Origin of the sequence: Bacillus cereus G9842 (assembly GCF_000021305.1) — a bacterium.
Lineage (GTDB): Bacteria > Bacillota > Bacilli > Bacillales > Bacillaceae_G > Bacillus_A > Bacillus_A thuringiensis_S.
This window is the reverse complement of sequence record NC_011772.1, coordinates 4,542,250-4,566,562: the sequence shown is the minus strand read 5'-3', so window position 1 is coordinate 4,566,562 and position 24,313 is coordinate 4,542,250. Positions and strand designations below refer to the sequence as shown.

Genomic DNA, 24,313 nt, shown 5'->3' with positions numbered 1-24,313 from the left:
ATATATCGCTACGTAACGGTGCCGATATATGAGAAAAAACGTTATATCATATATAACTTGAGAGGGAGCTCTTTACAGGAGGTCGCTTTTTCTTTTTGGAAAAAATCACTTTGTGGTATGATATAAGTTATGTGTAAAAGAGAGAAGGAGGAATGTACGTGAGTCAGACAGTGGAAACATTATTTTCTATTTTTGATTCTTCTGCGGTAGTTTTACGTAAAGAATTAGATGTGACATATTTAGAGGCGCTTGTAGAAACAGGTGATAACTTGTTTGAGGGAGCGATTTTACAAGAGGAATTATCCGAATCAGCAATTGAAAGGCTGAATCGTGAATATAGTACGTTTAATGAAGAAACATATAAAGGTGAAGAAATTCGTAAAGCATTTCAGTTAGCCATCTTAAAAGGAATGAAAGAAGGCGTACAAGCGAATCATGAAATGACGCCTGATGCAGTTGGGATGTTCATGAGTTACTTATTCCATAAATTTATGCAAGGTCAAAACGAAATTACAGTTTTAGATCCTGCAATTGGAACAGGAAATTTAATGACTACAGTGTTTAATAGCGCCAAAGAAGGACTAACAATGAGTGGATTTGGTGTAGAAGTGGATGAAGTGCTAATTAAACTTGCTTTAGTAAATGCAAATTTACAGAAGCATGCAATCGAATTCTTCCATCAAGATGGACTAGCACCACTTTATATCGATCCAGTTGATGCAGTCGTTTCAGACTTACCGATTGGTTACTATCCAAACGAAATCGGTGCCAGTGAATATAAATTAAAAGCAGATGAAGGAATGTCGTATGCTCATCACTTATTTATTGAACAAAGTGTGAAACATACGAAAGAGGGCGGGTACTTATTCTTCTTAGTACCAAACTTCATTTTTGAAAGTGATCAGGCACCAAAATTACATGCATTTATTAAAGAAACATGCTTTATTCAAGGGTTATTACAGCTTCCTGTTTCCATGTTTAAAAACGAGAAAAATGCAAAAAGTATATTTGTTCTCCAAAAGAAAGGCTCTAATGTAACAATGCCAAAACAGGCGTTATTAGTGGAGTTGCCTAAATTCTCTAACATGAAGGCGATGGAGAACATTATGGATCAATTAAATACTTGGTTTGCAACACATAAATAAAGCTGGGTATATGTAACAGAGTTAGTGATTCATGTAGTACAGTTTTATATAATATGTCATATTTTTAAATATATACTAGATTTAACTGAATTTTTTTGAAATCTGTAATATATATTTTTTCTTGGTGTTACAATTTTTTCACTTGAAATATATGTCGGACGATGTTTAAATTAAAATCGTGAGTATAAAATTTGCTAATGATGAAACGTTTTCATATTTAGTAAATTTGATTAGATAAAATCGAGCGGTTTGTGGAAACATCCACACAACTACCAAGAGAAAAAGGGGCGAAAGACTAGATGTCAAAAATCATCGCGATTAACGCAGGAAGCTCTTCCTTAAAATTCCAATTATTTGAAATGCCAAGTGAAACAGTATTAACAAAAGGTTTAGTAGAACGTATCGGTTTAGAAGATAGTATCTTCACTATTACTGTAGATGGCGAAAAACAAAAAGAAATTACAAACATCCCAGATCACGCAGTAGCAGTTAATATGCTTCTTAAAAAATTAACTGAAAACGGAATCGTTAAATCTCTAGATGAGATTGGCGGTATCGGTCACCGTGTTGTTCACGGCGGCGAAAAATTTGCTGACTCTGTTTTAATTACTGATGAAGTATTAGCTGATATCGAAGAATTAAGCGATTTAGCACCACTTCATAACCCAGCAAACGTTGTTGGTATTAAAGCATTCCGAGAAGTATTACCAAACGTACCAGCAGTAGCAGTATTCGATACAGCATTCCACCAAACAATGCCGGAATCTGCATTCCTATACAGCTTACCATATGAGTACTATGAAAAATTCGGCATCCGTAAATACGGTTTCCACGGAACTTCTCATAAATATGTAACTGAGCGTGCGGCTGAATTATTAGGTCGTCCAATTGAAAGCTTAAGCTTACTTTCTTGTCACTTAGGTAACGGTGCAAGTATCGCAGCAGTAGAAGGCGGTAAATCTATCGATACTTCTATGGGCTTCACTCCACTTGCTGGTGTAACAATGGGTACACGTTCTGGTAACCTTGACCCTGCGTTAATTCCATACATCATGGAAAAAACAGGCCAAACAGTAGAAGAAGTAGTTAACGTATTAAACAAGAAGAGTGGTATGTTAGGTCTTACTGGTTACTCTAGTGACCTACGTGACATCATTGCGAAAGAAGAAGAAGGCGACCACCGTGCGAAAGTAGCACTTGATGTATTCGTAAGCCGTATCCACAAATACATCGGTTCTTACACAGCTCGTATGAAAGGTGTAGACGCAATCATCTTTACAGCTGGTGTAGGTGAAAACAGTGCGATTATTCGTGAGCGCGTATTAGAAGGCCTTGAGTACATGGGCGTATACTTCGATGTAAAACGTAATAACGTATTCGGTGAAGAAGCATTCATCAGCTTCCCACACTCTCCAGTAAAAATTATCGTAATTCCAACTGACGAAGAAGTTATGATTGCTCGTGACGTACTACGTCTTGGAGATATTGGTTAATATATAAAAAGAAAGACGAGATCCTATAGGATTTCGTCTTTTTTCTTTTGGATGTATTTTAAAATTCCATCCGGATATAATATTTTTTCTTTCTGAATGAATGCCTTAATAGGAATCCATTTCGCATACGTTACTGCTTGCTCATCTTGTATATTTAATATTTCCATTTCATATAGTGAGGTGTCTAATAAACGCAAAGAATATAGTTGAATGATTTCATGACCAATGCCCCCATCTAGATGAGAGACATTTTCTAAGCAACCTAAATAATTGGTGATTTCTATCTCCGTATGAAGCTCTTCTTTAAACTCCCGAATAACAGTATGTGCTGATTTTTCACCAAGTTCAATGGAACCGCCAAGAGGACGATAATATGTTTCGCCTTCTGTATAATATTCTTGTACGAGAAGGCGATCTTGATGTACAGCAAGACCGAAAGCTTTTGCACGTGGATACATAATAGAATCACTCCTTATTTGTTTTGTATAAGGAAGATTATAATGTATGGTGTGATAAAAGTATTCTGTATTTAAGTGTGCGGTCTAACTGTAATTTCATCAAATAAGTCTTTCCAAAATGCTTCATTGTATTGGTATACATCCATAATCGGGCATTTCATAACGCAAGTATGTTGTAATCCCCAATCTTCTTGAGTGATAGTTGGTATATCGGCAGGAATTAGTAACAGGACAGAGAATGTATGTGTAATTATTTGAGATGAAATTTGTTCTAGGGAACATGCTTCTTCGTATGTTCCTCCAGTTCGAATAAATAATATGGATTCTGCCGTTTCAATTGTAGTTAGAAAACGATTAGTTCGATGTTCGTAGTTTAACTTAATTTCTGTATAAGAAGACCAAGTAGTTGGTGTGTTTACATCTGTTTTAAAGTCATGACAGGAGTCAATTTCATAAAGGTTGCCCCTTCATCTTAATTTTGCATCATCATCCCAAAATGAGATGAAGGATAAATTTTCTTAATTTAAAAAGCGGTCAAATCGATTTTGGAATAATAAATTTACTTTCGCTAATGAAGGACTTAGCATAAAATCAATAACGCCAAAAAATGGTGATAATTCTAATTGATATAATGCCCAAGTAGGCCAGCAGTTTTTTCCTAAGCTGAATTCTGCGTTATAATTTTGTTTTAGATTGGATAGATTCATGTGAAGCATCTCATCCTTTTTGCTATTATTTTATGTCACTCATAAAGGGTATATAAAAAGAGATATACAAGCATATTTGTAAAGAATAAGCAGAAATATGTTACAATAGAAAAAAATCGAACGAGGTGGTTGTTACGATGCGATCGAAGCGAGAACAAGCCATTTTAGACAATATAAAAGAATGGGAAGCGCAATTAGTTGAGCAAGAAGCGACCGATTTTCAAAAAGTGTTTGATAAATGGTTACATACTACAGTTGCGAAATTACCTGAGAAAAAGCGAAAAGAATTCTTCACGAAAGCAGATGGATGGCTCTTTCATTTGCATGCATTTATTCAAAGTTCACAAGCACAGTTAGATGCACGTAATCGGATTTTAGGAACATCGAGATTATTTGATGAATCGATTGAACAGCTTGAAGATTTGAAAGCATTATCTATTGATCAGTTAACATACATAGCAGAGCAGCAAACAGCACGTCATCGTCTATATTCGTTTGTGCAAGGCGGGGCGACAGGTGCTGGAGGTTTATTATTATTAACGGCAGATTTTCCGGTTATGATCGCGTTAAATGTGAAGGCAGTCCAACTTATTGCAACATCATTTGGGCATGATGTGAACAAGCCTTATGAAATGATGCTTGCGTTAAAGGTGTTTCATGCGTCATTACTACCAGGAAGACTTCAGCAATACGCATGGTACAATTTATTGCAAGAGCTGGAGCAAGAAGATTCGTTCTTTTATGAAGGAGACGAAGCAGTGTTGCAAACAGCTTCTACTGAAGTTGTGTTAAAACAAATTTTGAAGACATTTTCGATTTATGCTCTTCGTCGTAAATTATTCCAAGGTATTCCGGTAATTGGAATGGCAATTGGATCTACAGTGAACTATCGTTTAACAAGAAACGTTACTGAATTTGCAAATAGATTTTATCAAGTGCGCCATATAGTCGAGAAAGAAAAAAGAGCATAAAAAAAGCGAGAGGCCGAAGCCTTTCGCTTTTTTAATTTGTTGCATGTTTTTTGGACATTGGAACAGATACTGGCTGCTTTTCTGCTGTTTTTTCTGTTTTTGGATAATAAATTAAATCCAATGTTTTTGCCTGTACGGCAATCGAAAGAATAGTAAAAGCAATTTCTGTCCAATTTAAATAATATAATGAAAGCGCAAGAACAATCGCATCAAAGACGAAGAAAATTTGCCCAATTGTAAAACGAGTTCGTTTACTTAATACAATTGTTAAAATATCGTCTCCACCGGTTGCACCGCCAAATCGCAATATAAAACCGAGTCCAATACCAGCTAACGCACCGCCAACTATTGCAGCTATAAATAAATTATTTGATAAATCTACCGTAAATGGAGAATAATTTTCCATTAAGGAATAAAATAATCCGAATGAAATAGAACCTAAGAATGAATAGCCAACCATTTTTCTACCCAAAAATGAAGCACACAGTAAAATAATTGGGATATCCATTAATACAGTTGAAATAGATGGTGAAATATCATAAAAGTTTTGAATGAATAGTGCAATTCCTACAAAGCCACCTTCTGTTAAGTGGTTTTGGAAGTGAATGTGATATAGCGCTGCTGCTAAAATAAATGAACCGATTAAAACCATAAAAATTTCTTTAATAATTTGCCGACTTTGGATGTTCCTCATCGTTATTCCTTCTTTCCGTAGTTAGTAGTCCTTTTTGTGTTGTAAACTAACTACGAGCTCACATGTAGCTTTTAGTTAGTTTACGAAAAAACTAACTACGCTATATGTCGCTGAAGAAATAACGAATAATCCTCTCGTCCATCAATTCTCCCTACCTTCGTTTTAGTTTAAGTCTTAAAACGACTAAACAAAACGTGGAGTAGGATTCGTCATTTAGCAATCCTGCTCTTCTTTGTTTTGTTTAGTTAGTAACAATTAAGTCCTAAACAAAACGCTATGTGTAAGAAGAGTCTTTTTTTTGCCAAATTATCCTTCGGGCAATCATAATTTCCCCACTCTCGTATTTTTTTCGCTAGACTAAAGTATCTGAGCTGAAAAATACGCTACGTGTATGATTCGTCAATACGATGCCACATGCTCCTTCGAGCGATCATGATATCAAAATCCCTTCCTTCAAGATTTATACTATTATATCATACTTTTAAAAAATGTATGCGGATGGAAACCGACAATAAACGGAGGGAATCTACAAAAAATGTTATGTTTAAATATTTTTGTAGCAAAGCCTAAGTTATTTCAGAGGATTGGACAGTTTGTAACGGTTTGTCCAATAAGCAAGAAAAAAAGGGTTTTATTCCGTTGTGTTCTTTTCATCACTTTTATCTTTAAAAAACGCATCCCAACTAATTACACTTAAAAAAGTTAAAGCGATAATAACGAAAGCACGCATAAGCTTTAGACCTCCTTTTGTACATAGTATATGAATCATTCGATTCGAAATGTGTCATTTTTTTACAACTCTTAACTATTATGAGAGTATATTAATATAGATAGATGAAGGGGAGAGTGAAGATATGCTAAAAGACATGTTCAAAAGAAAAGAATTAATATGCGTTTCATGTCAGAAAAAAATTCAATATGAAGAAGAACTTGTTGCTTTTGTAAAGTTGCCGAAAGAAAGAAGTATATTAGTTGGTCCATTTGATGTGTGTTTGGCGAAAACAGCACAAGAGATATATTGTAAATCATGTTACGACAAAAAAGCATGACCCAAAGTAATTGAGGGGCATGCTTTTTTCATTGGTGTGCTTTCCCCTCAGATACATTTTGAGTGAGTCGATACCAAAGCCAAAGGTCATTAATGATGGAAGCAAGATCGGCAATTTCTGAATTTAGTTTACAAGAAACTTCGAAGTCTTCTTCGTTATTTAAATGATGTTGTTTTGTATTAATATAGTGCTCAAGTTCTTTTATACGATCAGGAATTTTCCCGCGAATTTGTTCCCATTTTAGTAAAATAGCATGCTGCATTTTTTCGGGGATATCTTCCCAATCTTCTTGTAAATGCGGAATTTCAATTCCTAGATGATTATCGTATAAGAAATACTTTTCCATAAGTTCACCCCCGTTTTCCTGCTTATATTGTACAGAAAAACAGAAAGAAGTTCGACGAAATTGTTTGAAAAAATTTGAAAATGACTCTTGATACATTTTGTAAAAGGTGTTAAAGTTTGAATTATTATAAAAGAAAATGAATATTTATTCTTTAGGGGGATGCAAAATGGAGAAGAAAAAAGTTGTATTAGCATATTCCGGAGGTCTTGATACTTCCGTTGCAATTAAATGGTTACAAGAGAAGAATTATGATGTTATCGCACTTTGTTTAGATTTAGGGGAAGGAAAAGACTTAGGGTTTGTGAAAGAAAAGGCACTTTCAGTTGGTGCAATTAAATCATATATGGTGGATGTCCAAGAAGAATTTGCGAATGAATATGCATTGATGGCGATGCAAGCACACACATTATACGAAGGGAAATACCCTCTTGTCTCTGCATTATCTCGTCCGCTTATTGCGAAGAAATTAGTAGAAATCGCAGAACAAGAAGGTGCAACTGCAGTTGCACATGGATGTACAGGAAAGGGAAATGACCAAGTTCGTTTTGAAGTTTCTATCCAAGCATTAAATCCTTACTTAGAAGTGATTGCGCCTGTACGTGAATGGAAGTGGTCACGTGAAGAAGAAATTGCATATGCAAAAGAAAACGATGTACCAATTCCGATTCATTTAGATAGCCCGTTTTCAATCGATCAAAACTTATGGGGACGCAGCAACGAATGTGGAATTTTAGAAGATCCATGGGCAGCACCACCAGAAGAGGCATATGAGATGACATTAGCATTAGAAGATACACCGAATAAACCAGAGTTTGTAGAAATCGGATTTGAAGCAGGTGTACCGACGACTTTGAATGGTACTGCATATTCACTTGCAGAATTAATTAAAACGTTAAATGCACTTGCTGGAAAACATGGCGTTGGACGTATCGATCACGTAGAAAATCGTCTTGTCGGTATTAAATCTCGTGAAGTATACGAATGCCCAGCAGCAATGACGTTAATCACTGCACATAAAGAGTTGGAAGATTTAACACACGTAAAAGAAGTAGCACATTTTAAACCAGTGATTGAACAGAAAATAACAGAACTTATTTATAACGGTTTATGGTTCTCTCCTTTAAAACAAGCGCTTCATGCATTTTTACAAGAAACGCAAAAGAATGTAACAGGTACAGTGCGTGTAAAATTATTTAAAGGTCATGCGATTGTAGAAGGACGTAAATCTGAATACTCTTTATACGATGAAAAATTAGCAACATATACTGCTCAAGATGAATTTAATCATGATGCAGCAGTTGGATTTATTTCATTATTTGGTTTACCGACGAAAGTATACAGCCAAGTGAATCAAAAGAAGGTGGAAGCGTGAGCAAACTTTGGGGCGGACGTTTTACGGAAGAAGCGGAAGCGTGGGTTGAAGAGTTTGGAGCATCCATCTCCTTCGATCAACAATTAGTAAATCAAGATATAAAAGGGAGTATTGCACACGTAACGATGCTAGCAAAGCAAGGCATCGTTACGAAAGAAGAGGCAGAGAAAATAAAGATAGGTCTTCAATATTTATTAGAAGAAGCGAAACAAAATAAATTACATTTTTCGATTGAAGCTGAAGATATTCATTTAAATATTGAAAAGATGTTAATTGAAAAAATCGGTGAAGTAGGAGGGAAACTTCATACAGGCCGAAGTCGTAACGATCAAGTGGCGACAGATATGCATTTGTATTTAAAAGAAAAGGTAGAACATATTATAAAGGCTACAAAACAATTGCAAACTGTTCTTGTTCACCAAGCAGAAAATAATATTGAAACCATTATGCCGGGCTATACGCATTTGCAGCGTGCTCAGCCGATTTCATTTGCTCATCATATTCTCGCTTATTTTTGGATGTTAGAGCGTGATGTGAATCGTTATGAAGATTCGTTAAAGCGTATTAACATTTCGCCGTTAGGGGCAGGAGCGCTAGCTGGGACGACATTCCCGATCGACCGAGAATATAGTGCGGAACTTCTTGGGTTTAATGGAATCTATGAAAATAGTTTAGATGCAGTAAGTGATCGTGATTTCATACTGGAGTTTTTAAGTAATTCATCTATGCTCATGATGCACTTATCACGTTTTTGTGAGGAACTTATTTTATGGAGTAGCCAAGAGTTTCAATTTATTGAAATGAGCGATCAATATGCGACAGGTAGCAGCATTATGCCGCAAAAGAAAAATCCGGATATGGCGGAACTAATCCGTGGTAAAACAGGCAGAGTATACGGTAATTTATTCAGTTTACTTACAGTAATGAAAGGATTACCACTCGCTTACAATAAAGACTTACAAGAAGATAAAGAAGGAATGTTTGATACAGTTAAAACAGTAGAAGGTTGCCTTCATATTATGGCGGGCATGCTTGAAACGATGACTGTAAACAAAGAAAAAATGGGGCAAGCTGTGACGCAAGATTTCTCCAACGCAACAGAAATTGCCGACTACTTAGCAAACAAAGGACTACCATTCCGTCAAGCTCATGAAATTGTAGGGAAGTTAGTGCTACACTGCACACAAAAAGGAATTTATTTATTAGATGTCCCGCTTGAAACATATAAAGAAATGAGCCCTTTATTTGAAGAAGATTTGTATGAAGTTCTTTCACCATATGAGGCTGTAAAGCGTCGTAATAGTGCTGGTGGGACAGGGTTTGAACAAATCAAAAACGCTTTGGAAAAGGCGAAGGGGTTAACGAAAGAAGTTATTAAGAATTGAGTTGGGAAGTACGCCAGTCTAGTAAAGTCTGGCGTACTTTATTTTTTACTAGCATTTAAGTTACAATGTAGTAAAAAATAACAATTTAGGGGAAGTCTATGAAAAAAATAGTGTTTATCATTGTACTGGTAATTAGTTTAATTGCAAATGCTAAAGTGTTTCTTTTGGACAAATATATGTATGTTGGTGAAAAAGAAAAGCGAGAAGAAGCGATTATCGCAACGATGTGGCATTTGCAAGATAAAGGATATAAAGAAAGTGATATTGCATACATAAAACCAGCCTTTTATAGCAAAATTGGTTCATACGGTATGAATGTGCAGTTTAAAGATGAACCAAATGAATCATATACATATAGAGTTTTAAAAGATGAGAAAACAAATAAACTAACTGTACACCAAGATAGTAATGAGCCAGGTGGTATGGGCGGGAAGCATCAAGAGCTTAAATAAAAAAACGACTGATGGCATTCGCCTGCAGTCGTTTTTCTTTTAATCATACTTATGTCGATCTTCTGTAATTCGAATATACTCAATATCCATCAAATCACGAAGTAATGCACCATTACTTAGTTCAACGCCATGTTTTTCTTTAAAATGAGTGCGAATCTTATCTAGCATTTCAATTTCTTTGCCGTTCACGTCTAAAATAATGCGTTCAGAATCATCCATATAGCATCCTCCTTTTTTACACATATATATTTTGTCCGTCTATTTCTAAAAAATGTATGTTAACGTAATGTTAGGAAATAAGAAAGGGATGAAAAATGAGACGTATTTATCCCGCATTAACGGGCAGTAAGACCCCCACCTCAAAATTTAGCGAGAGCAAAGAAGTTAGGTGGGGATCAACTGCCCGTAAAAGCCCGATTGGTTCAACTAATAATCAGTGGGGGATGAACAAAACCCCCCACTGATTAAAGTTTCACTTTATTTTATAGGGCTAATTTTGTACACGCTAATTGTATTGTATGTTGCATTCCCAAACGTATTTTCATTTGGAAATGTAGAAACAGTACACGTTGCGATATTTATTTTTTCTCTATTTCTAGTAGATTGCTGTATTTCAATATGGCTTTCGAAAAGAAAACATGTACAAGATAAAAAAGAAATGGAACGGAAAAAGAGAAAACGTTCATTTTGGATGATGACGTACTGTTTGTCTTTAGTGCTTACTGCAGCTTTTTTTAGTGAGCATATTCCATTAGAAAGATTAAATATTGGATTTGGAGCGTTCGTATTCGCATACTATTTTTTTATGCACTTTCTTCCTTATATGAAAGAAAAGCGAGGAGAAGAGGAAAATCCGCTTGTAGAAGAAGCGAGAGAACAAGATCATAAGAGAATAGAAGGGGATATAAAGAAACTTGGAGAACAAAAATGGTATTTAAAATCAAAAATCATATATGTTCTTTGCTTCATTACGCCGCCAATTGGCTATTTGTACGTCTTCTTACTTCGTAAAAAAATGACAGAAGATGCAAAGTAAGCATACTTAACGGTTGCGACGATTATGATGGCATTATGGTCTTTGAAGTTTCTTCCTCCCTATGTATTAGCAATTACTGTTGTTATTGTGGCTTGTCTTGTATTTATAGTGAAATATGTGAAATGAAAAACACCAAGCCCATGTGGACTTGGTGTTTTATCTATAAATTAAAGATCACCTTGCTCCTCATCACCACGAACAACAAGGACATCGCATTTCGCATAGCGAATAATATGTTCAGAGACGCTACCGATTAGGAAGCGTTCAACAGCATTTAAACCAGTCGCACCACACATAATTAAATCTACTTTATGGTTTGGAGCGATTTCTTTTGAAATTTTAGATTTAGGGTTACCAAATTCTAATACAGTTTCAATTTTTTCAAGACCAGCTTCAAGCGCAGTTTTTTTGTAGTCTTCTAATAAGTCTTCTGCAAATAGATTTGCACGTTCAGCAATTGCACGGCTATAAGCCTCTACTGCTGAGTACGCTTTTACATCAACGATATGAGCGATTGTTAATGTTGCATTGTTGCGCTTTGCGACTTGAATTGCTTTTTTAAAGGCTTTTTCTGCTTCTTTAGAACCATCCACCGCGATTAAAATATTTGTATATGTATTATTCATAGTAAATTCCTCCCAATCTGTTTTATAACTGTTTACAACTTAATTATAAAACAAATTTTGGTAACGTGCTTGCCAGAAACGTTACAGAATTTTGAAAACTCTGTTTCAATTCATTTTAGTTGTAATTGGAGCGAGAACTTGTTACATATGAAGTATAGCAATTTAAAAGGAGGCATGTTTGTGAGACACGCGCTCATTACAGCCGGTACGAAAGGTTTAGGAAAGCAAGTAACAGAAAAGTTATTGGCTAAAGGATATTCAGTAACAGTAACGTATCATAGCGATATCACGGCTATGGAAAAGTTGAAAGAAACATATAAAAATATGGAAGAGCGTCTACAATTCGTGCAAGCGGATGTCACGAAAAAGGAAGATTTACATAAAATGGTAGAAGAAGCGATAAGCCGTTTTGGCAAAATTGATTTCTTAATTAATAATGCTGGTCCATATGTATTTGAACGAAAAAAGTTAGTTGATTATGAAGAAGATGAATGGAATGAAATGATTCAGGGAAATTTAACAGCGGTATTTCATTTATTAAAACTTGTCGTTCCGGTCATGAGAAAACAGAGCTTTGGCCGTATTATTAATTACGGATTTCAAGGGGCGGATAGTGCACCGGGATGGATTTATCGTTCAGCTTTTGCAGCGGCCAAAGTAGGACTTGTTTCATTAACGAAAACAGTTGCTTATGAAGAAGCGGAGTATGGTATTACTGCGAACATGGTATGTCCTGGTGATATTATAGGCGATATGAAAGAGGCAACTATTCAAGAAGCACGTCAGCTGAAAGAGCATAACACACCGATTGGTAGATCTGGAACAGGTGAAGATATTGCAAGAACCATTTCGTTTTTATGTGAGGACGATTCCGATATGATTACCGGTACAATTATTGAAGTGACTGGTGCAGTGGATGTTATTCATAGACATCGATAGAATAAAATAAGATGAAGTTTCAAATAATTGGACAGTTTATCCATTGTGCTGAGAGGTGCGGATAATACTGTCTTTTAATATAAAATTAAATCTATCGGAAAACTCGTATTATTTTTTGTCAAATATTGAGATATTATGTTAAAATATAAGAGCGTAGAAAGCGCTTTAAAAAATGATTCAGGGGTCATTTCATAACTCAAGGGGGAACTAATCATGCGTATCGGTATTCCAACAGAAATTAAAAACAATGAAAACCGTGTGGCAATGACGCCAGCGGGAGCAGTACATTTAGTACAAAATGGTCATGAAGTTTTTGTTCAAAAAGGAGCAGGTTTAGGATCTGGTTTTACGGATGAAGAATACGTACAAGCTGGTGCGAAACTTGTAGAAACTGCTGAAGAAGCATGGAATCAAGATATGGTTATGAAGGTAAAAGAGCCAGTAGCAAGTGAATACGGCTATTTCCGTGAAGGTTTAATTTTATTCACATACTTACACTTAGCTCCAGAACCAGAATTAACGAAAGCATTAATCGATAACAAAGTTGCATCAATCGCATACGAAACAGTACAATTAGACAATCGTTCTTTACCATTACTTGCACCTATGAGTGAAGTAGCTGGTCGTATGTCCGCACAAATCGGTGCACAATTCCTTGAGAAAAACAAAGGCGGTAAAGGTATTTTACTTGCAGGCGTTCCAGGGGTAAAACGCGGCAAAGTAACAATCATCGGCGGTGGTCAAGCTGGTACAAACGCAGCTAAGATTGCAGTAGGTTTAGGTGCGGATGTAACAATCATCGACTTAAGTGCAGAACGTCTTCGTCAACTAGATGACATTTTCGGTAACCAAGTAAAAACGTTAATGTCTAATCCATACAACATTGCAGAAGCTGTAAAAGAATCTGACCTTGTGATTGGTGCGGTATTAATTCCAGGTGCAAAAGCGCCAAAACTTGTAACAGAAGAAATGATTCAATCAATGGAACCAGGTTCTGTCGTTGTAGATATCGCGATTGACCAAGGTGGTATTTTCGAAACAACTGATCGTATTACAACTCACGACAACCCAACTTACGAAAAACATGGCGTTGTTCATTATGCAGTTGCTAATATGCCAGGTGCGGTTCCACGTACGTCAACTCTTGCATTAACAAACGTTACAGTACCATATGCAGTACAAATTGCGAACAAAGGCTATAAAGATGCTTGCCTAGGCAACACTGCACTATTAAAAGGTATTAACACATTAGATGGTTATGTAACATTCGAAGCAGTTGCAGAAGCTCATGGCTTACAATACGCTGATGCGAAAGAGCTACTTGAAAAAGCTCCTGCTTTATCATAATAGAAATACATTTGAGACCTTCCTTTTCGTGAGGAGGGTCTTTTTTATATGGGGAAATAACATGTGAATAATTGTTATTTATCCCGCATTAACGGGCAGTAAGACCCCCCACCCAAAAATTCAGCGGAAGCAAAGAAGTTAGGTGGGGGATGAATAAAACCCCCACTGATCAAAGTTTCACTTTATTGGTGTAAATCGATTTTTATTATGATAATTTAGAATTGTATAATAAAAAAAGAGGGAATTCTATGGGGAGCAAAAAGAGAAAGCGAAAGCAAGCTAAAAGACAAAAGTACATAAAGAAAAAACAGGAGCAGAACATACCTTTTTCACAAAAAGTAGTCATTACGATAGAGAAATCATTTCGGTATATTTGTATGGCTCTGTATGTAATTTTGTGTATGTATTCATTTGGAGTGTTTTACAGTTTTGAGATAAATCCTAATATTATTGAGAGTATTTTAGTATTTATCCTTGTTGCAATAGAATTAGTCTTATTCGTTATATTTTTTGATACAGTATGGCCTAGTCATGAAAGTAAAAAAGATAGAAAAAGAAGTAAAAAATCTTCATACGCTTCAAGCTCATCAAGTGGATTCGGTGACTACAGTAGCAGTGATTGTAGTAGCTCAAGTGATGGTGGAGGAGATTGCGGAGGGGGTGGAGATTAAGTTAATTTTTCAGAAGAACGACTAATGAAAGGATGAGACGAAAGATGGAAACTGTGAACTTAATAGAATTAACAAAGGACATTCAAGATCAACATAAAAACTTCGTCGTTTCAAATATAAACAGTCATTGCTTACGAATCGCTGTATTTACTGGTGAATATGATTGGCACTATCATTCTAATTCGGATGAATTATTTATTGTGCTAGAGGGAGAATTACTTATTGATTTTGAAAATGGAGAAACAGCGGTTTTAAAGCCAAATGATTCTATTTTAATTCCAGCATGTACGATTCATAGAACGAGAGCATTAAAGAGAACGGTAAATCTTTGTTTTGAACATATAGAGGCTGATACGATTAAGGTGGAGCAATTATGAAAAAATTATCTGTAGCTGAGTATGGAAAAGTTCTTCCGGTTTTAGAAGGTAATACAAGAACGACGACGTTTGCTTATGCCGTATGTGATCGAATGATAGATGGTGAGGTTTTTGTAAACGGGCAATTAACAGCAGGATTAATTATTACAGCTAACGGTATCTATTATTTATTTGGTGATACGGATGATCACAAGTATAACGAAGATTTATTTTCGTATATCAAAAAGGCTATTGAAAAAACAGAGAAGAGATTTACACTGTTCACTTCGAGCGAAGAATGGGAAATGATGATAGAAGAGCGTTTTAGTAATGTACTTCGGAACATCCCGCGAATGAAATTTCAAAGCGTAACCTTTGAAGAGAAACAACGAGATTTTAACAAAAATACATATGAAGTGAAGCGTATTGATATAAGAGATATAGAGCGAAGCAGTGAATTTAAAGAGGAGTACTACAAAGAGTATTGGGGATCAAAAGAAACGTTTTTGAACAGTGGTTTTGGATTTTGTATAGAACAAGATGGGATAATTGTAGCTGAATGTGTCTCAATATTTAACGGGAATGGTTTTGCTGAAATAGATATTGCAACACATGAAGCGCATCAAGGGAAAGGGTTAGCTCAAGCTGTTGCGACAAGGTTCATTGAACATTGCATGCAAAATGATATTATACCGAGTTGGGATTGTTATGTAGACAATATTCCTTCGGTAAAATTAGCTAGTAAATTAAATTTTTATCATCCAATAGAATATAGTTTGTTTGTACGTAAGAAAACGGGGGAATAAAAATGAATGTAGAATTAACGAGATTTAAAGTTAAGCCTGGTAAGAGTCATCGAGTAGATGAATGGATGCAGCTTCTTAATGATAATATGAAAGAAGTACTTTTGACATTAAATGACGAAAAGATGTACGTTGAGACAATTTTCCGGGAAATAAGAGATGGAGAAGAGTACTTATATTGGTATTCTGTGCAAGGAAAAGGTGGGACTCATGTCGAAAATTCTCATCATGAAATTGATAAAAAGCACTTAGCATTTTGGTATGAATGTATCGATGAAGAAGCACCGTCTATTGATATGAAAACAGAAGTTGTTATGATTCAAGATGTTGTGAAGGAAGCGATGAAATAATAGAATAGTATTTCAGAGAGAAGCGCATCAAAATGGATGTGCTTTTTATTATGAAACAATTTATAAAAGCTGCATTTGGATATCTTTAAGTGAAAATAAAGAGGGATATCGAGAATATTTTAGGATAAACTATAAAGTGAAACTTTAATCAGTGGGGGTCATCCCCCACTGATTATCAGCCCTCACCAATCGGGCTTTTACGGGCAGTCCGCCCCCCACCTAATTTCTTTGCTTCCGCTGAATTTTGATGTGAGGTCTTACTGCCCGTTAATGCGGGATAAAGAAATAAAAAACACCAAACCAAAAGACTTACCAATATACGGTATAGTCGTAACAGGAAAAACAGAGGATTTACAAAGTTTACAAGGGTCACCGTATATTAAGGCTGCTGTAAGAGGTGTAACAGTTGAGAAATATTGATTACAAGTAATTAATGTGAATAATCAGAAAATTTATGTTATAATATGGGAAAAGGAGGTTTATATGAGGCAAATACATGGAGCAATTTATATTTACATAACAATGTTTTTCGTGGCGATATCCTATGGATTGGGGCACGTGTATTCGCATCCTATACTAACTTTTTTAAGTGGAGCATGTATGGCGTTTGCGCTTCTTGTCCACCTTTTCTCAGTTTGGATCGTGAAATTTCAATTAAATATTAGTGAAATAGAAGAAGGCACTTTTTGAGTGGCCTTCTTTTTTAATAATATTTTGGAAGCTCTTGTAGCAATTTTTCAATTTCGTATTCAGTTTCTTTACATATAGACATTGTACGTAATCTGAAAAATAAGCTACGTAAGAAAGATTTTGTATTTCCATATAGAAACTCGTACGATTCAATAGGTAGTACTTGTTTTTGGACCGGTAATTGAGCTGCTAAGTCACGAAGGGCTAATATGAGTATTTCTTCTTTTAGGTCATTTTGCAGCATTGCGACAATCGGATAAACGAGACGCTCGTCTTCTTCATATTTGTAGTAGATAGAATGGACAAAAACTTTGTTTAACAAAGTTTTTAATATCTCTTCGTAATGTAAAGTTTCTAGTTTAGGATTATGAACAAGCGCCTCAAATGTATCGGAAGCATGAGCGATACTATGTGCCCAGCCGTGGTCTGGAACATATCCGCGGAAATCATGTTCATTGTTCATATATAGAATTAATTGATCTTTTACATTTGAAATATCAGTTTGTGATAAGAAATTATGATTTGTATCTGCATCTATAATGAGCGCAATTAATAAGGTGGTAAATGCGCGAGTAAATACAGCATCTTCGTCATCTGAATGAATTTTATACAATAAATATTTTTCACCGATGCTTTCTAATAATAGTTTCTGTAATTGTGTGTGTGAAAGGTAGCGATTTTTGATGAGATGATAAAAAGTAGAGTAGATGAGTTTGTCCCTTAAATAGCTATCAGTATCGCCAATATGTTCAAGCATATTAGAACTTAAAGAATCAATGTTAAGTGTGTTATCCAGTATGTAATTATTATTACGAATTTCTTCTAATTGTTGTTGTAACATATAAATCCTCCTATTTTAGAAAATTCTGTATTTAAATAGTATAATAAAAGGAAGGAATAGGCAATGAAGTGAAACTTTAATCAGTGGGGGATTCCCCACCTAACTTCTTTGCTTTCACGGAATTTTGATGTGGGGATCTTACTGTCCGTTAATACGGGATAAATAAGTGTTTTTGAATGGAGGGGGCATTATGAAGAGAGCATTATTCTTTTTCATTAGTATTTTCTTTTTAGGGAGTTGTTCGATTTGGTATGTTACTTTTTCTAGCGAGAGCAAAAGTTGGACGGGACAATATAAGGGCCATATTAAGGACGACAGTGAAGATGGAGTGTTTACGTTTCAGTACAAAGGCGGAGATGGGAATACAGAATTTAAAAATTTAGAGATTGCTATTAATGGAGCCTTTAGCACAATGACACAAACGTCAGAAAATCATAAAGGAGCAAAGATTGAAATGAAATTATCTTGTGTAAGTTGTGCGCCTTTATCTAAAGATGAACCGATAGAGGTTTTGATTAAATGGGATGATAAGTATGAGGAGAAGATGGTGTTAAATTTGAAATAGCCTAGAGTAAGGAGTTAAAAATGAATAGGCATATGAAAAAATTAATGTTTATAAGTGTATTTCTAATCATATTATCAGCGTGCACTACAAAACAAGTAGAGGTAAAAAAAGTACCTAAAGAAGGGTATATCATATTAAGAAATGACACGGTGTTTTTTGCCGATGATAAAACGTTTGAAACAAAAGTAGAGTTGCAACATTATATAGAACAACAAATGAATAAAGAGCATCCATCACATATAGTCTTGAGCTTTAAGGACAAAGACGCATATAAACAGTTAAAAACAGGGGATAAAATAAAAGTATGGTTTTCTCAAATACTTGAAAGTTATCCAGCAAAAATGATTGTAGAGAAATTTGAAATAGTAGAGAAATAGAAAAAGGCAGCAACCAAGCTGCCTTTTTTGTTATTTTACAAATTGTAATTCTTTCGGGAACTTCGTTAAAATTTCTGATCCGTCTTTTGTGATGTAAATATCATCTTCAATACGAACGCCACCTACGTTTGGTACGTAAATACCTGGCTCGATTGTGAAGACCATACCTTCTTTTAATGGAGACTCGTTGCCAGCTTTTACATCTGGATATTCGTGTACGCTAATTCCAAGTCCGTGACCAAGGCGGTGCGGGAAGAAGTCACCGTAACCTGCATCTGCGATAACAGAACGAGCAGCGTTGTCGATTGCGCCAAGTGTAACACCTGGTTTACATGCTTCAACTGCTTGTAGTTGTCCAGCAAGTACAGTGTTGTAAATGCGAGTTTGTTCTTCAGAAATCTCGCCGAATGTTACTGTACGTGTAATATCAGAGCAATAACCTTCAATGATTACACCTAAATCAAATAGTACGAAATCACCGCGCTTCATTTTGTTTGCGCCAGGAATACCGTGTGGAAGAGCAGAGTTTGCACCCGCTAATACCATCGTATCAAATGACATTTTATGTATGCCTTTTGTTTTTAATTCGTGTTCAATAATTGCTAATACTTCTAGCTCGCTACGGTTTTCTTTAATTGCATTTACACCAACTTCAACAGCGTAGTCCGCCATTTTAGCTGCTTCGCGTAAAATAGAAAGTTCTTTTTCATCTTTAATTAAACGAAGTTCGCGAACTTTTTCCTCAGCTGATTTGAAAGCTGCATTTGGGAATAATTTCGTTAATTCTTCGTAGCGCTCTACGTTTAAATGTTCTTTTTCAATTGCAACTGCATTTGCATTGATGCCGCGGTCTTTAATTGCTTTTGCAATCATATCCCATGGTCTGTCAGTATCAGTAAATCCGATAATTTCATGTGCCCAGCCAGCGTTACGTGCTTGACCTTCTTCCATTTTAGGACAAATTAAAATAGGTTCTTTTTCTTGGAATACAAACATACCAAGTAATCTTTCATGCGGTTCACAGTGGAAGTTCGTCATGTAGAAGACGTTCGGTGTAGAAGTTAAGAACGCAGCTTCTACGTTTTTTTCTTTTAGCCATTGCATTAAATTTTCTAATCTAGCATTCATCGATTGGCACCCCCGAGATATTTAATTACAAATATAACTTTAACTCGGAAGAAAGCGTTATGACAAGTAAATAGATGTTAGAAAAGACAGGGAATAGAGAAATCATGTAGAATAAAAAGTGAGAATGTGAATAGGGGAGGAATGTAATAATGAAAGTATCTTATCATGGACATTCAGTTGTGAAAATTGAGGCGAATGGAAAAGTTATTTTAATTGACCCGTTTTTAACAGGTAATCCGAAAACAGATTTAAAAGCTGAAGATGTAAAAGTGGATGCAATCCTTTTATCGCATGGACACGGTGATCATGTTGGAGATACAGTAGAACTTGCGAAGAAAAATAATGCAGTTGTTGTAGCGCCATTTGAACTAGCAACATTTTTAAGTTGGCAAGGTGTAAATACACATCCGATGCATATTGGTGGTTCACATGAATTTGACTTTGGAAAAGTGAAGTTTACACAAGCATTCCACGGCTCTAGTTATATTGATGAAGCAAATAAGACGATTACATATACAGGTATGCCAGCAGGTATTTTATTTACAGCAGAAGAGAAAACAGTGTACCACGCAGGAGATACTGCACTATTCTCTGATATGAAGTTAATTGGGGAATTAAATAAAGTTGATCTAGCATTTTTACCAATTGGTGATAATTTCACAATGGGACCAGAAGATGCTGTACTAGCGGCAAAATGGATTAATTCGAAAACTGTTGTACCGATGCATTACAATACGTTCCCAGTTATTGAACAAGATCCATATCAATTTGTAGAAAAGCTACAAAATTGTACAGGGAAAGTATTAGAAGCTGGAGAAAGTATTACACTATAGAAAAGAAACCCTTCATTTGAAAAGAAAAGTGAAGGGTTTTTTACGTGTGTAGGACAGCTTTTAATGCTTGTATTTGTTTTGGTGATTCTTTTCTTTTTGTACGTGGTTGTTCAGGTGTTTCATTCAATTCCATTGCAACTTTTTTCCCATCTACGAAAGCTAAAAATATAGCACCTACAACCTCTAAAAATTTTTTCATCATGTGTACGCTCCTTTGTTTTATTTCTTGTCTTCATTGTATAGGGAATCAAGTGGGCGAACTATCGAATGAGATGACAATAGCATTACATTGTTGTAATAGAATGACTGGTGGAATGTAAGGGTCATTTTGTTATAAAAAAAATAGTACAGGTATGCAAAGAGAGAGTGTAACAGTTTTGAAAATATAGTATACTGAAAGTACAACACATGAAGAATTTAGGGAAAAGAAAGTATGGTGAAACCATTTGGCTACCAAGCATAACCAAATTTTAGAACATATTAATAGTCTGCCAGTAGGCCATAAAATTTCTGTAAGACAAATTGCGAAAGATTTGAGTGTAAGTGAAGGGACAGCTTACCGTGCAATTAAAGATGCAGAAAATAAAGGATATGTTAGTACAATTGAACGTGTCGGAACAATTCGAATTGAACAAAAGAAGAAAGAAAATATCGAAAAACTGACATATGCAGAAGTCGTTAACATTGTCGACGGTCAAGTACTTGGAGGCAGAGAAGGACTACATAAAACATTAAATAAATTTGTAATCGGAGCTATGAAATTAGAAGCGATGATGCGCTATACAGAAGCTGGGAATTTACTCATTATTGGTAACCGTACGAATGCACATCAATTAGCGCTAGAAACTGGAGCCGCTGTATTAATTACGGGTGGATTTGATACGGAAGATCATGTGAAGAAATTAGCAGACGAATTAAAGCTGCCGATTATTTCAAGTAGCTACGATACATTTACGGTCGCAACGTTAATTAACCGTGCGATTTATGATCAACTGATTAAGAAAGAAATTGTACTTGTTGAGGATATTTTAACACCAATTGAAGAAACGTTATATTTAAAGCCACATGATACAGTACAGCAATGGCATGCATATAACGAAGAGACAATGCACGGAAGATATCCAATTGTCGATGAAAATAAAAAAGTGCTAGGAATCGTAACTTCAAAAGACATGATCGGTGTAGCGAAAGAAACACCAATTGATAAAGTAATGACAAAACACCCAATTACAGTGAATGGTAAAATGTCTGTCGCAGCTGCGGCACGTATGATGGTGTGGGAAGGAATTGAATTACTTCCTGTCGTTGAGGAAGGAAATAAACTGCAAGGTATCATTAGCCGTCAAGATGTACTTCAGGCACTGCAAATGATTCAACGTCAGCCACAAGTTGGAGAAACAATTGATGATATCGTAACGAATCAATTTATGACGCCAAAAGAAGCGAAAAATGAGCATCTATATCAATTTTCGGTGACGCCGCAAATGACGAATTCAATCGGAACGTTATCGTACGGTGTATTTGCAACAATTGTGACAGAAGCGACAAATCGCGTCATTCGTGCGCAAAAGAAAAGCGATTTAATTGTTGAAAACTTAACAATTTATTTCGTGAAGCCGGTTCAAATTGATAATGTTGTATCCGTTCATCCGAAAGTATTAGAAATCGGGCGTAAATTTGGTAAGGTCGATGTAGAGGTGCATCATGAAGGTAATGTCGTTGGAAAAGCATTACTTATGGTTCAGTTAATTGATAAATAAAAAGATGGAACAAATCGTTTTGATTTGTTCCATTTTTTTTTGTTGTTTTAAATTTGAAAGACATGATTTTAGATGAGAGTTTTAGTGAAATATGTATGGGATGGAGTGGAAAAGTAACACGATAAAAGACAGAATAGTAATTTAATTTTGGTATATATTGTGTTATGATTATATTGTAAGAAAATGGATTTCTGGAAGGTGGTATACATTATGTCGTCAGCCGTACTCTTTTTTGGTAGTATCGCACTATTTTACTTTCTTGTAATGATACCGATCCAATATTTATATTTACAAGGTTTACATGAAAAAAAGGAAAAGACAGGATTATCTCAGCGAGAGCTATATGAAAAAATGTCTTTTGGAGAAGAACAATTACATTTTCACGTACAAGGTAACCCATTTAATATACCATCTGCGTTTGTTGCATATATGATTTTGAAAGTTAAGGGTCGTAAAAAAGCATCACAATATTGATGCTTTTTTTATGTTGCTTCATAGACTTCGGCTTCTTTAACTGCTAATGGTAAGAAGTGTTTGTATTGGCGAAACCCATTAAATACACTTGCACTACCAAATAGAACGAATAAAATACCAACGATAATACGAGCGGTTGAAAGTTCTAAAAAGAATTGGTTTACCCCGAAAAATAAAACGAATGAACCGAGTGCCATTGCGGATTTTCCTGAGAGCCAACCTTTTTCCATTGGGCGGTTTGTACGAAAGTATTTTGTTTTGTAAAAGAGGTACAACATAAATGAGACGATAATACAGAAGACTAATACTGGCATAATGAACACTCCCATCGCTTTGTGAAAAATAATAGAAAAGAAAAAGAAATATCTAAACTTTCTAACTTCTATTATAAAGCAATTGTTCGCATGTATGAAATACTTTCCGTTATAATGGAGGATAAAGCGAAGAAGTTGATTAAAAAGGAGATTATACATATGCATGAGCAAATTTTAGGAGCAATTAAAGAGTTTGATACAATTATTATTCATCGCCACGTGCGTCCGGACCCAGATGCATTAGGTTCACAGGGTGGCCTTGGTACAATTCTACAAGAATCGTTTCCAGAGAAAAATATTTATACGGTTGGGTACAATGAACCGTCGTTAGCGTACTTAAGAGTAATGGATGATATTGAAGATAGTGTATACGAAAATGCGCTTGTTATCGTTTGTGATACTGCGAATCAAGAACGTGTTGACGATCAACGCTATACAAAAGGGAAGATGTTAATTAAAATTGATCATCATCCAAATGAAGATCCATATGGAGATATTACGTGGGTAGATACGGCAGCGAGTTCTACAAGTGAAATGATTTATGAGTTTTACACGTATGGAAAAGATAAAGGATTAAAAATAACAAAAGAAGCAGCTCGCCTTATTTTAGCTGGAATTGTTGGGGACACAGGTCGTTTCTTATTCCCGAATACAACAGCAAAAACACTTCGTTACGTAAGTGAGCTTGTTGATATGGGTGTGAAATTCACAGATTTATACAATGAAATGTATAAGACAAAAGAAAAAATTGCTCGTTTAAACGGTTATATTTTACAAAACTTTACGATGGTAGAAGAAGGAGCAGCTTACATTAAATTAACGAAAGAAGTATTAGAAGAGTTTGATGTACTTTCTTCTGAAGCATCTGGTGTTGTTGGAGCACTTGGCAATATTGATGGATTAAAGGCGTGGGTTCTATTTTTAGAGGAAGACGACGTAATTCGTGTTCGTCTTCGTTCAAAAGGACCAGTTATAAACAAATTAGCAATGCAATATAACGGCGGAGGACACCCGATGGCTTCTGGTGCGAAGGCATCTTCTTGGGAAGAAGCGGATCGTCTTTTTGCTGATTTACGTGAGATTTGTAAATAAGAGAGTATATGTTAGAACGAAAAGAAGGAGCGGCGCTAA

The 24,313-nt window shown here is 35.5% G+C and carries 29 protein-coding genes and 3 pseudogenes; 22 read left to right on the top strand and 10 right to left on the bottom strand.

Annotated elements, in window-relative coordinates:
• The first annotated feature begins 158 nt into the window (after positions 1-158).
• Both BCG9842_RS23005 and ackA read left to right on the top strand, forming a co-directional pair.
• Positions 159-1,145, top strand: coding sequence for a class I SAM-dependent methyltransferase (locus tag BCG9842_RS23005; protein ID WP_000084365.1), 987 nt, complete (start codon positions 159-161; stop codon positions 1,143-1,145).
• A 299-nt stretch (positions 1,146-1,444) separates the two neighbouring features.
• Positions 1,445-2,638 carry an acetate kinase gene (gene ackA, locus BCG9842_RS23000; protein WP_000034583.1) on the top strand — a complete coding sequence of 398 codons (1,194 nt, stop codon included), beginning with the start codon at positions 1,445-1,447 and terminating at the stop codon, positions 2,636-2,638.
• Between the two features lie 23 nt (positions 2,639-2,661).
• On the opposite strand, the gene BCG9842_RS22995 is transcribed toward ackA, so the two are convergent.
• Together BCG9842_RS22995 and BCG9842_RS31075 are read right to left on the bottom strand one after the other, a co-directional pair.
• Positions 2,662-3,096: an NUDIX hydrolase gene (locus tag BCG9842_RS22995; protein WP_000283508.1), complete on the bottom strand. Its 435-nt coding sequence runs from the start codon at positions 3,094-3,096 to the stop codon at positions 2,662-2,664.
• A 71-nt stretch (positions 3,097-3,167) separates the two neighbouring features.
• Positions 3,168-3,803 (bottom strand): annotated as a pseudogene (locus BCG9842_RS31075) (DUF1796 family putative cysteine peptidase).
• A 137-nt stretch (positions 3,804-3,940) separates the two neighbouring features.
• Here BCG9842_RS31075 and BCG9842_RS22985 point away from each other — a divergent pair.
• Complete coding sequence (locus BCG9842_RS22985; RefSeq protein ID WP_001256853.1) at positions 3,941-4,774, top strand: EcsC family protein; 834 nt, start codon at positions 3,941-3,943, stop codon at positions 4,772-4,774.
• Positions 4,775-4,805: 31 nt separating this feature from the next.
• Here the strand turns inward: BCG9842_RS22985 and BCG9842_RS22980 are convergent, their stop codons facing one another.
• Positions 4,806-5,468 carry a YitT family protein gene (locus tag BCG9842_RS22980; protein ID WP_001244514.1) on the bottom strand — a complete coding sequence of 221 codons (663 nt, stop codon included), beginning with the start codon at positions 5,466-5,468 and terminating at the stop codon, positions 4,806-4,808.
• A gap of 854 nt (positions 5,469-6,322) precedes the next feature.
• Here BCG9842_RS22980 and BCG9842_RS22975 point away from each other — a divergent pair.
• A complete protein-coding gene (locus BCG9842_RS22975) occupies positions 6,323-6,517 on the top strand; it encodes a hypothetical protein (protein WP_000910278.1) in 195 nt (64 codons plus the stop codon).
• Positions 6,518-6,545: 28 nt separating this feature from the next.
• On the opposite strand, the gene BCG9842_RS22970 is transcribed toward BCG9842_RS22975, so the two are convergent.
• Positions 6,546-6,863 carry a hypothetical protein gene (locus BCG9842_RS22970; protein WP_000417222.1) on the bottom strand — a complete coding sequence of 106 codons (318 nt, stop codon included), beginning with the start codon at positions 6,861-6,863 and terminating at the stop codon, positions 6,546-6,548.
• Positions 6,864-7,029: 166 nt separating this feature from the next.
• On the opposite strand from BCG9842_RS22970, the gene BCG9842_RS22965 reads away from it, so the two are divergent.
• The 3 genes from BCG9842_RS22965 to BCG9842_RS22955 all read left to right on the top strand — a co-directional run bounded on the left by BCG9842_RS22965 (position 7,030) and on the right by BCG9842_RS22955 (position 10,072).
• A complete protein-coding gene (locus BCG9842_RS22965) occupies positions 7,030-8,235 on the top strand; it encodes an argininosuccinate synthase (protein WP_000412339.1) in 1,206 nt (401 codons plus the stop codon).
• Positions 8,232-9,620: an argininosuccinate lyase gene (gene argH / locus BCG9842_RS22960; protein ID WP_000041240.1), complete on the top strand. Its 1,389-nt coding sequence runs from the start codon at positions 8,232-8,234 to the stop codon at positions 9,618-9,620. The genes BCG9842_RS22965 and argH overlap by 4 nt, the downstream gene beginning before the upstream one ends.
• A 98-nt stretch (positions 9,621-9,718) precedes the next feature.
• Positions 9,719-10,072 carry a DUF3139 domain-containing protein gene (locus BCG9842_RS22955; RefSeq protein WP_000724671.1) on the top strand — a complete coding sequence of 118 codons (354 nt, stop codon included), beginning with the start codon at positions 9,719-9,721 and terminating at the stop codon, positions 10,070-10,072.
• 39 nt (positions 10,073-10,111) lie between these two features.
• Here BCG9842_RS22955 and BCG9842_RS22950 read toward each other — a convergent pair whose 3' ends face one another.
• Complete coding sequence (locus tag BCG9842_RS22950; protein ID WP_000342753.1) at positions 10,112-10,291, bottom strand: hypothetical protein; 180 nt, start codon at positions 10,289-10,291, stop codon at positions 10,112-10,114.
• Between the two features lie 244 nt (positions 10,292-10,535).
• Between BCG9842_RS22950 and BCG9842_RS22945 the strand changes: the two are divergent.
• Positions 10,536-11,234, top strand: a pseudogene (locus tag BCG9842_RS22945) (hypothetical protein).
• A 41-nt stretch (positions 11,235-11,275) separates the two neighbouring features.
• Here BCG9842_RS22945 and BCG9842_RS22940 read toward each other — a convergent pair.
• Positions 11,276-11,734 carry a universal stress protein gene (locus BCG9842_RS22940; RefSeq protein ID WP_001066672.1) on the bottom strand — a complete coding sequence of 153 codons (459 nt, stop codon included), beginning with the start codon at positions 11,732-11,734 and terminating at the stop codon, positions 11,276-11,278.
• A 147-nt stretch (positions 11,735-11,881) separates the two neighbouring features.
• Between BCG9842_RS22940 and BCG9842_RS22935 the strand changes: the two genes are divergently transcribed.
• The 8 genes and pseudogenes from BCG9842_RS22935 (at position 11,882) to BCG9842_RS22905 (ending at position 16,890) form a co-directional block, all read left to right on the top strand.
• The gene (locus BCG9842_RS22935) at positions 11,882-12,673 is read left to right on the top strand and encodes an SDR family oxidoreductase (protein ID WP_033668923.1); all 792 of its coding nucleotides are present in this window, start codon (positions 11,882-11,884) and stop codon (positions 12,671-12,673) included.
• 213 nt (positions 12,674-12,886) lie between these two features.
• A complete protein-coding gene (ald, locus tag BCG9842_RS22930) occupies positions 12,887-14,020 on the top strand; it encodes an alanine dehydrogenase (RefSeq protein WP_001219402.1) in 1,134 nt (377 codons plus the stop codon).
• 248 nt (positions 14,021-14,268) lie between these two features.
• Positions 14,269-14,691 (top strand): hypothetical protein, encoded by a 423-nt coding sequence (locus BCG9842_RS22925; protein WP_000534961.1) that lies wholly within the window; start codon positions 14,269-14,271, stop codon positions 14,689-14,691.
• A gap of 44 nt (positions 14,692-14,735) precedes the next feature.
• The gene (locus BCG9842_RS22920; RefSeq protein ID WP_000450936.1) at positions 14,736-15,068 is read left to right on the top strand and encodes a cupin domain-containing protein; all 333 of its coding nucleotides are present in this window, start codon (positions 14,736-14,738) and stop codon (positions 15,066-15,068) included.
• Positions 15,065-15,853, top strand: a complete 789-nt coding sequence (locus BCG9842_RS22915) for a GNAT family N-acetyltransferase (protein ID WP_000736719.1) — start codon at positions 15,065-15,067, stop codon at positions 15,851-15,853. Before BCG9842_RS22920 ends, BCG9842_RS22915 begins: the two co-directional genes overlap by 4 nt.
• A gap of 2 nt (positions 15,854-15,855) precedes the next feature.
• Entirely contained in the window at positions 15,856-16,200 is a 345-nt protein-coding gene (locus BCG9842_RS22910; RefSeq protein WP_001100212.1) for a DUF6176 family protein, read from the top strand.
• Positions 16,201-16,479: 279 nt separating this feature from the next.
• Positions 16,480-16,620: pseudogene (locus tag BCG9842_RS31070) on the top strand (anti sigma factor C-terminal domain-containing protein); the annotation flags it as partial.
• Positions 16,621-16,683: 63 nt separating this feature from the next.
• On the top strand, positions 16,684-16,890 hold the full coding sequence (locus BCG9842_RS22905; RefSeq protein ID WP_001248905.1) for a hypothetical protein: 207 nt from the start codon (positions 16,684-16,686) through the stop codon (positions 16,888-16,890).
• A gap of 13 nt (positions 16,891-16,903) precedes the next feature.
• On the opposite strand, the gene BCG9842_RS22900 is transcribed toward BCG9842_RS22905, so the two are convergent.
• Positions 16,904-17,731, bottom strand: coding sequence for a DUF2785 domain-containing protein (locus BCG9842_RS22900; protein ID WP_000941472.1), 828 nt, complete (start codon positions 17,729-17,731; stop codon positions 16,904-16,906).
• 190 nt (positions 17,732-17,921) lie between these two features.
• Here BCG9842_RS22900 and BCG9842_RS22895 point away from each other — a divergent pair, with 190 nt between their 5' ends.
• Positions 17,922-18,296, top strand: a complete 375-nt coding sequence (locus BCG9842_RS22895) for a hypothetical protein (protein WP_000816728.1) — start codon at positions 17,922-17,924, stop codon at positions 18,294-18,296.
• A 20-nt stretch (positions 18,297-18,316) separates the two neighbouring features.
• The gene (locus tag BCG9842_RS22890) at positions 18,317-18,673 is read left to right on the top strand and encodes a DUF3221 domain-containing protein (protein ID WP_001079383.1); all 357 of its coding nucleotides are present in this window, start codon (positions 18,317-18,319) and stop codon (positions 18,671-18,673) included.
• A gap of 30 nt (positions 18,674-18,703) precedes the next feature.
• Here the strand turns inward: BCG9842_RS22890 and pepQ are convergent, their stop codons facing one another.
• Positions 18,704-19,801 (bottom strand): Xaa-Pro dipeptidase, encoded by a 1,098-nt coding sequence (gene pepQ, locus BCG9842_RS22885; RefSeq protein ID WP_000994039.1) that lies wholly within the window; start codon positions 19,799-19,801, stop codon positions 18,704-18,706.
• Between the two features lie 149 nt (positions 19,802-19,950).
• Here pepQ and BCG9842_RS22880 point away from each other — a divergent pair, with 149 nt between their 5' ends.
• A complete protein-coding gene (locus BCG9842_RS22880; protein WP_000868923.1) occupies positions 19,951-20,634 on the top strand; it encodes a metal-dependent hydrolase in 684 nt (227 codons plus the stop codon).
• Between the two features lie 40 nt (positions 20,635-20,674).
• Here BCG9842_RS22880 and BCG9842_RS31435 read toward each other — a convergent pair whose 3' ends face one another.
• Entirely contained in the window at positions 20,675-20,836 is a 162-nt protein-coding gene (locus tag BCG9842_RS31435) for a hypothetical protein (RefSeq protein ID WP_000976014.1), read from the bottom strand.
• A gap of 244 nt (positions 20,837-21,080) precedes the next feature.
• Here BCG9842_RS31435 and BCG9842_RS22870 point away from each other — a divergent pair, with 244 nt between their 5' ends.
• Positions 21,081-22,394, top strand: coding sequence for a CBS domain-containing protein (locus BCG9842_RS22870; protein WP_000201579.1), 1,314 nt, complete (start codon positions 21,081-21,083; stop codon positions 22,392-22,394).
• A 210-nt stretch (positions 22,395-22,604) separates the two neighbouring features.
• Complete coding sequence (locus BCG9842_RS22865; RefSeq protein ID WP_000093045.1) at positions 22,605-22,868, top strand: DUF3949 domain-containing protein; 264 nt, start codon at positions 22,605-22,607, stop codon at positions 22,866-22,868.
• Positions 22,869-22,876: 8 nt separating this feature from the next.
• Here BCG9842_RS22865 and BCG9842_RS22860 read toward each other — a convergent pair whose 3' ends face one another.
• Positions 22,877-23,182, bottom strand: a complete 306-nt coding sequence (locus BCG9842_RS22860; protein ID WP_001144782.1) for a YtpI family protein — start codon at positions 23,180-23,182, stop codon at positions 22,877-22,879.
• Positions 23,183-23,341: 159 nt separating this feature from the next.
• Between BCG9842_RS22860 and BCG9842_RS22855 the strand changes: the two genes are divergently transcribed.
• Positions 23,342-24,274, top strand: coding sequence for a DHH family phosphoesterase (locus tag BCG9842_RS22855; protein ID WP_000545134.1), 933 nt, complete (start codon positions 23,342-23,344; stop codon positions 24,272-24,274).
• The last annotated feature ends 39 nt before the right edge of the window (positions 24,275-24,313 follow it).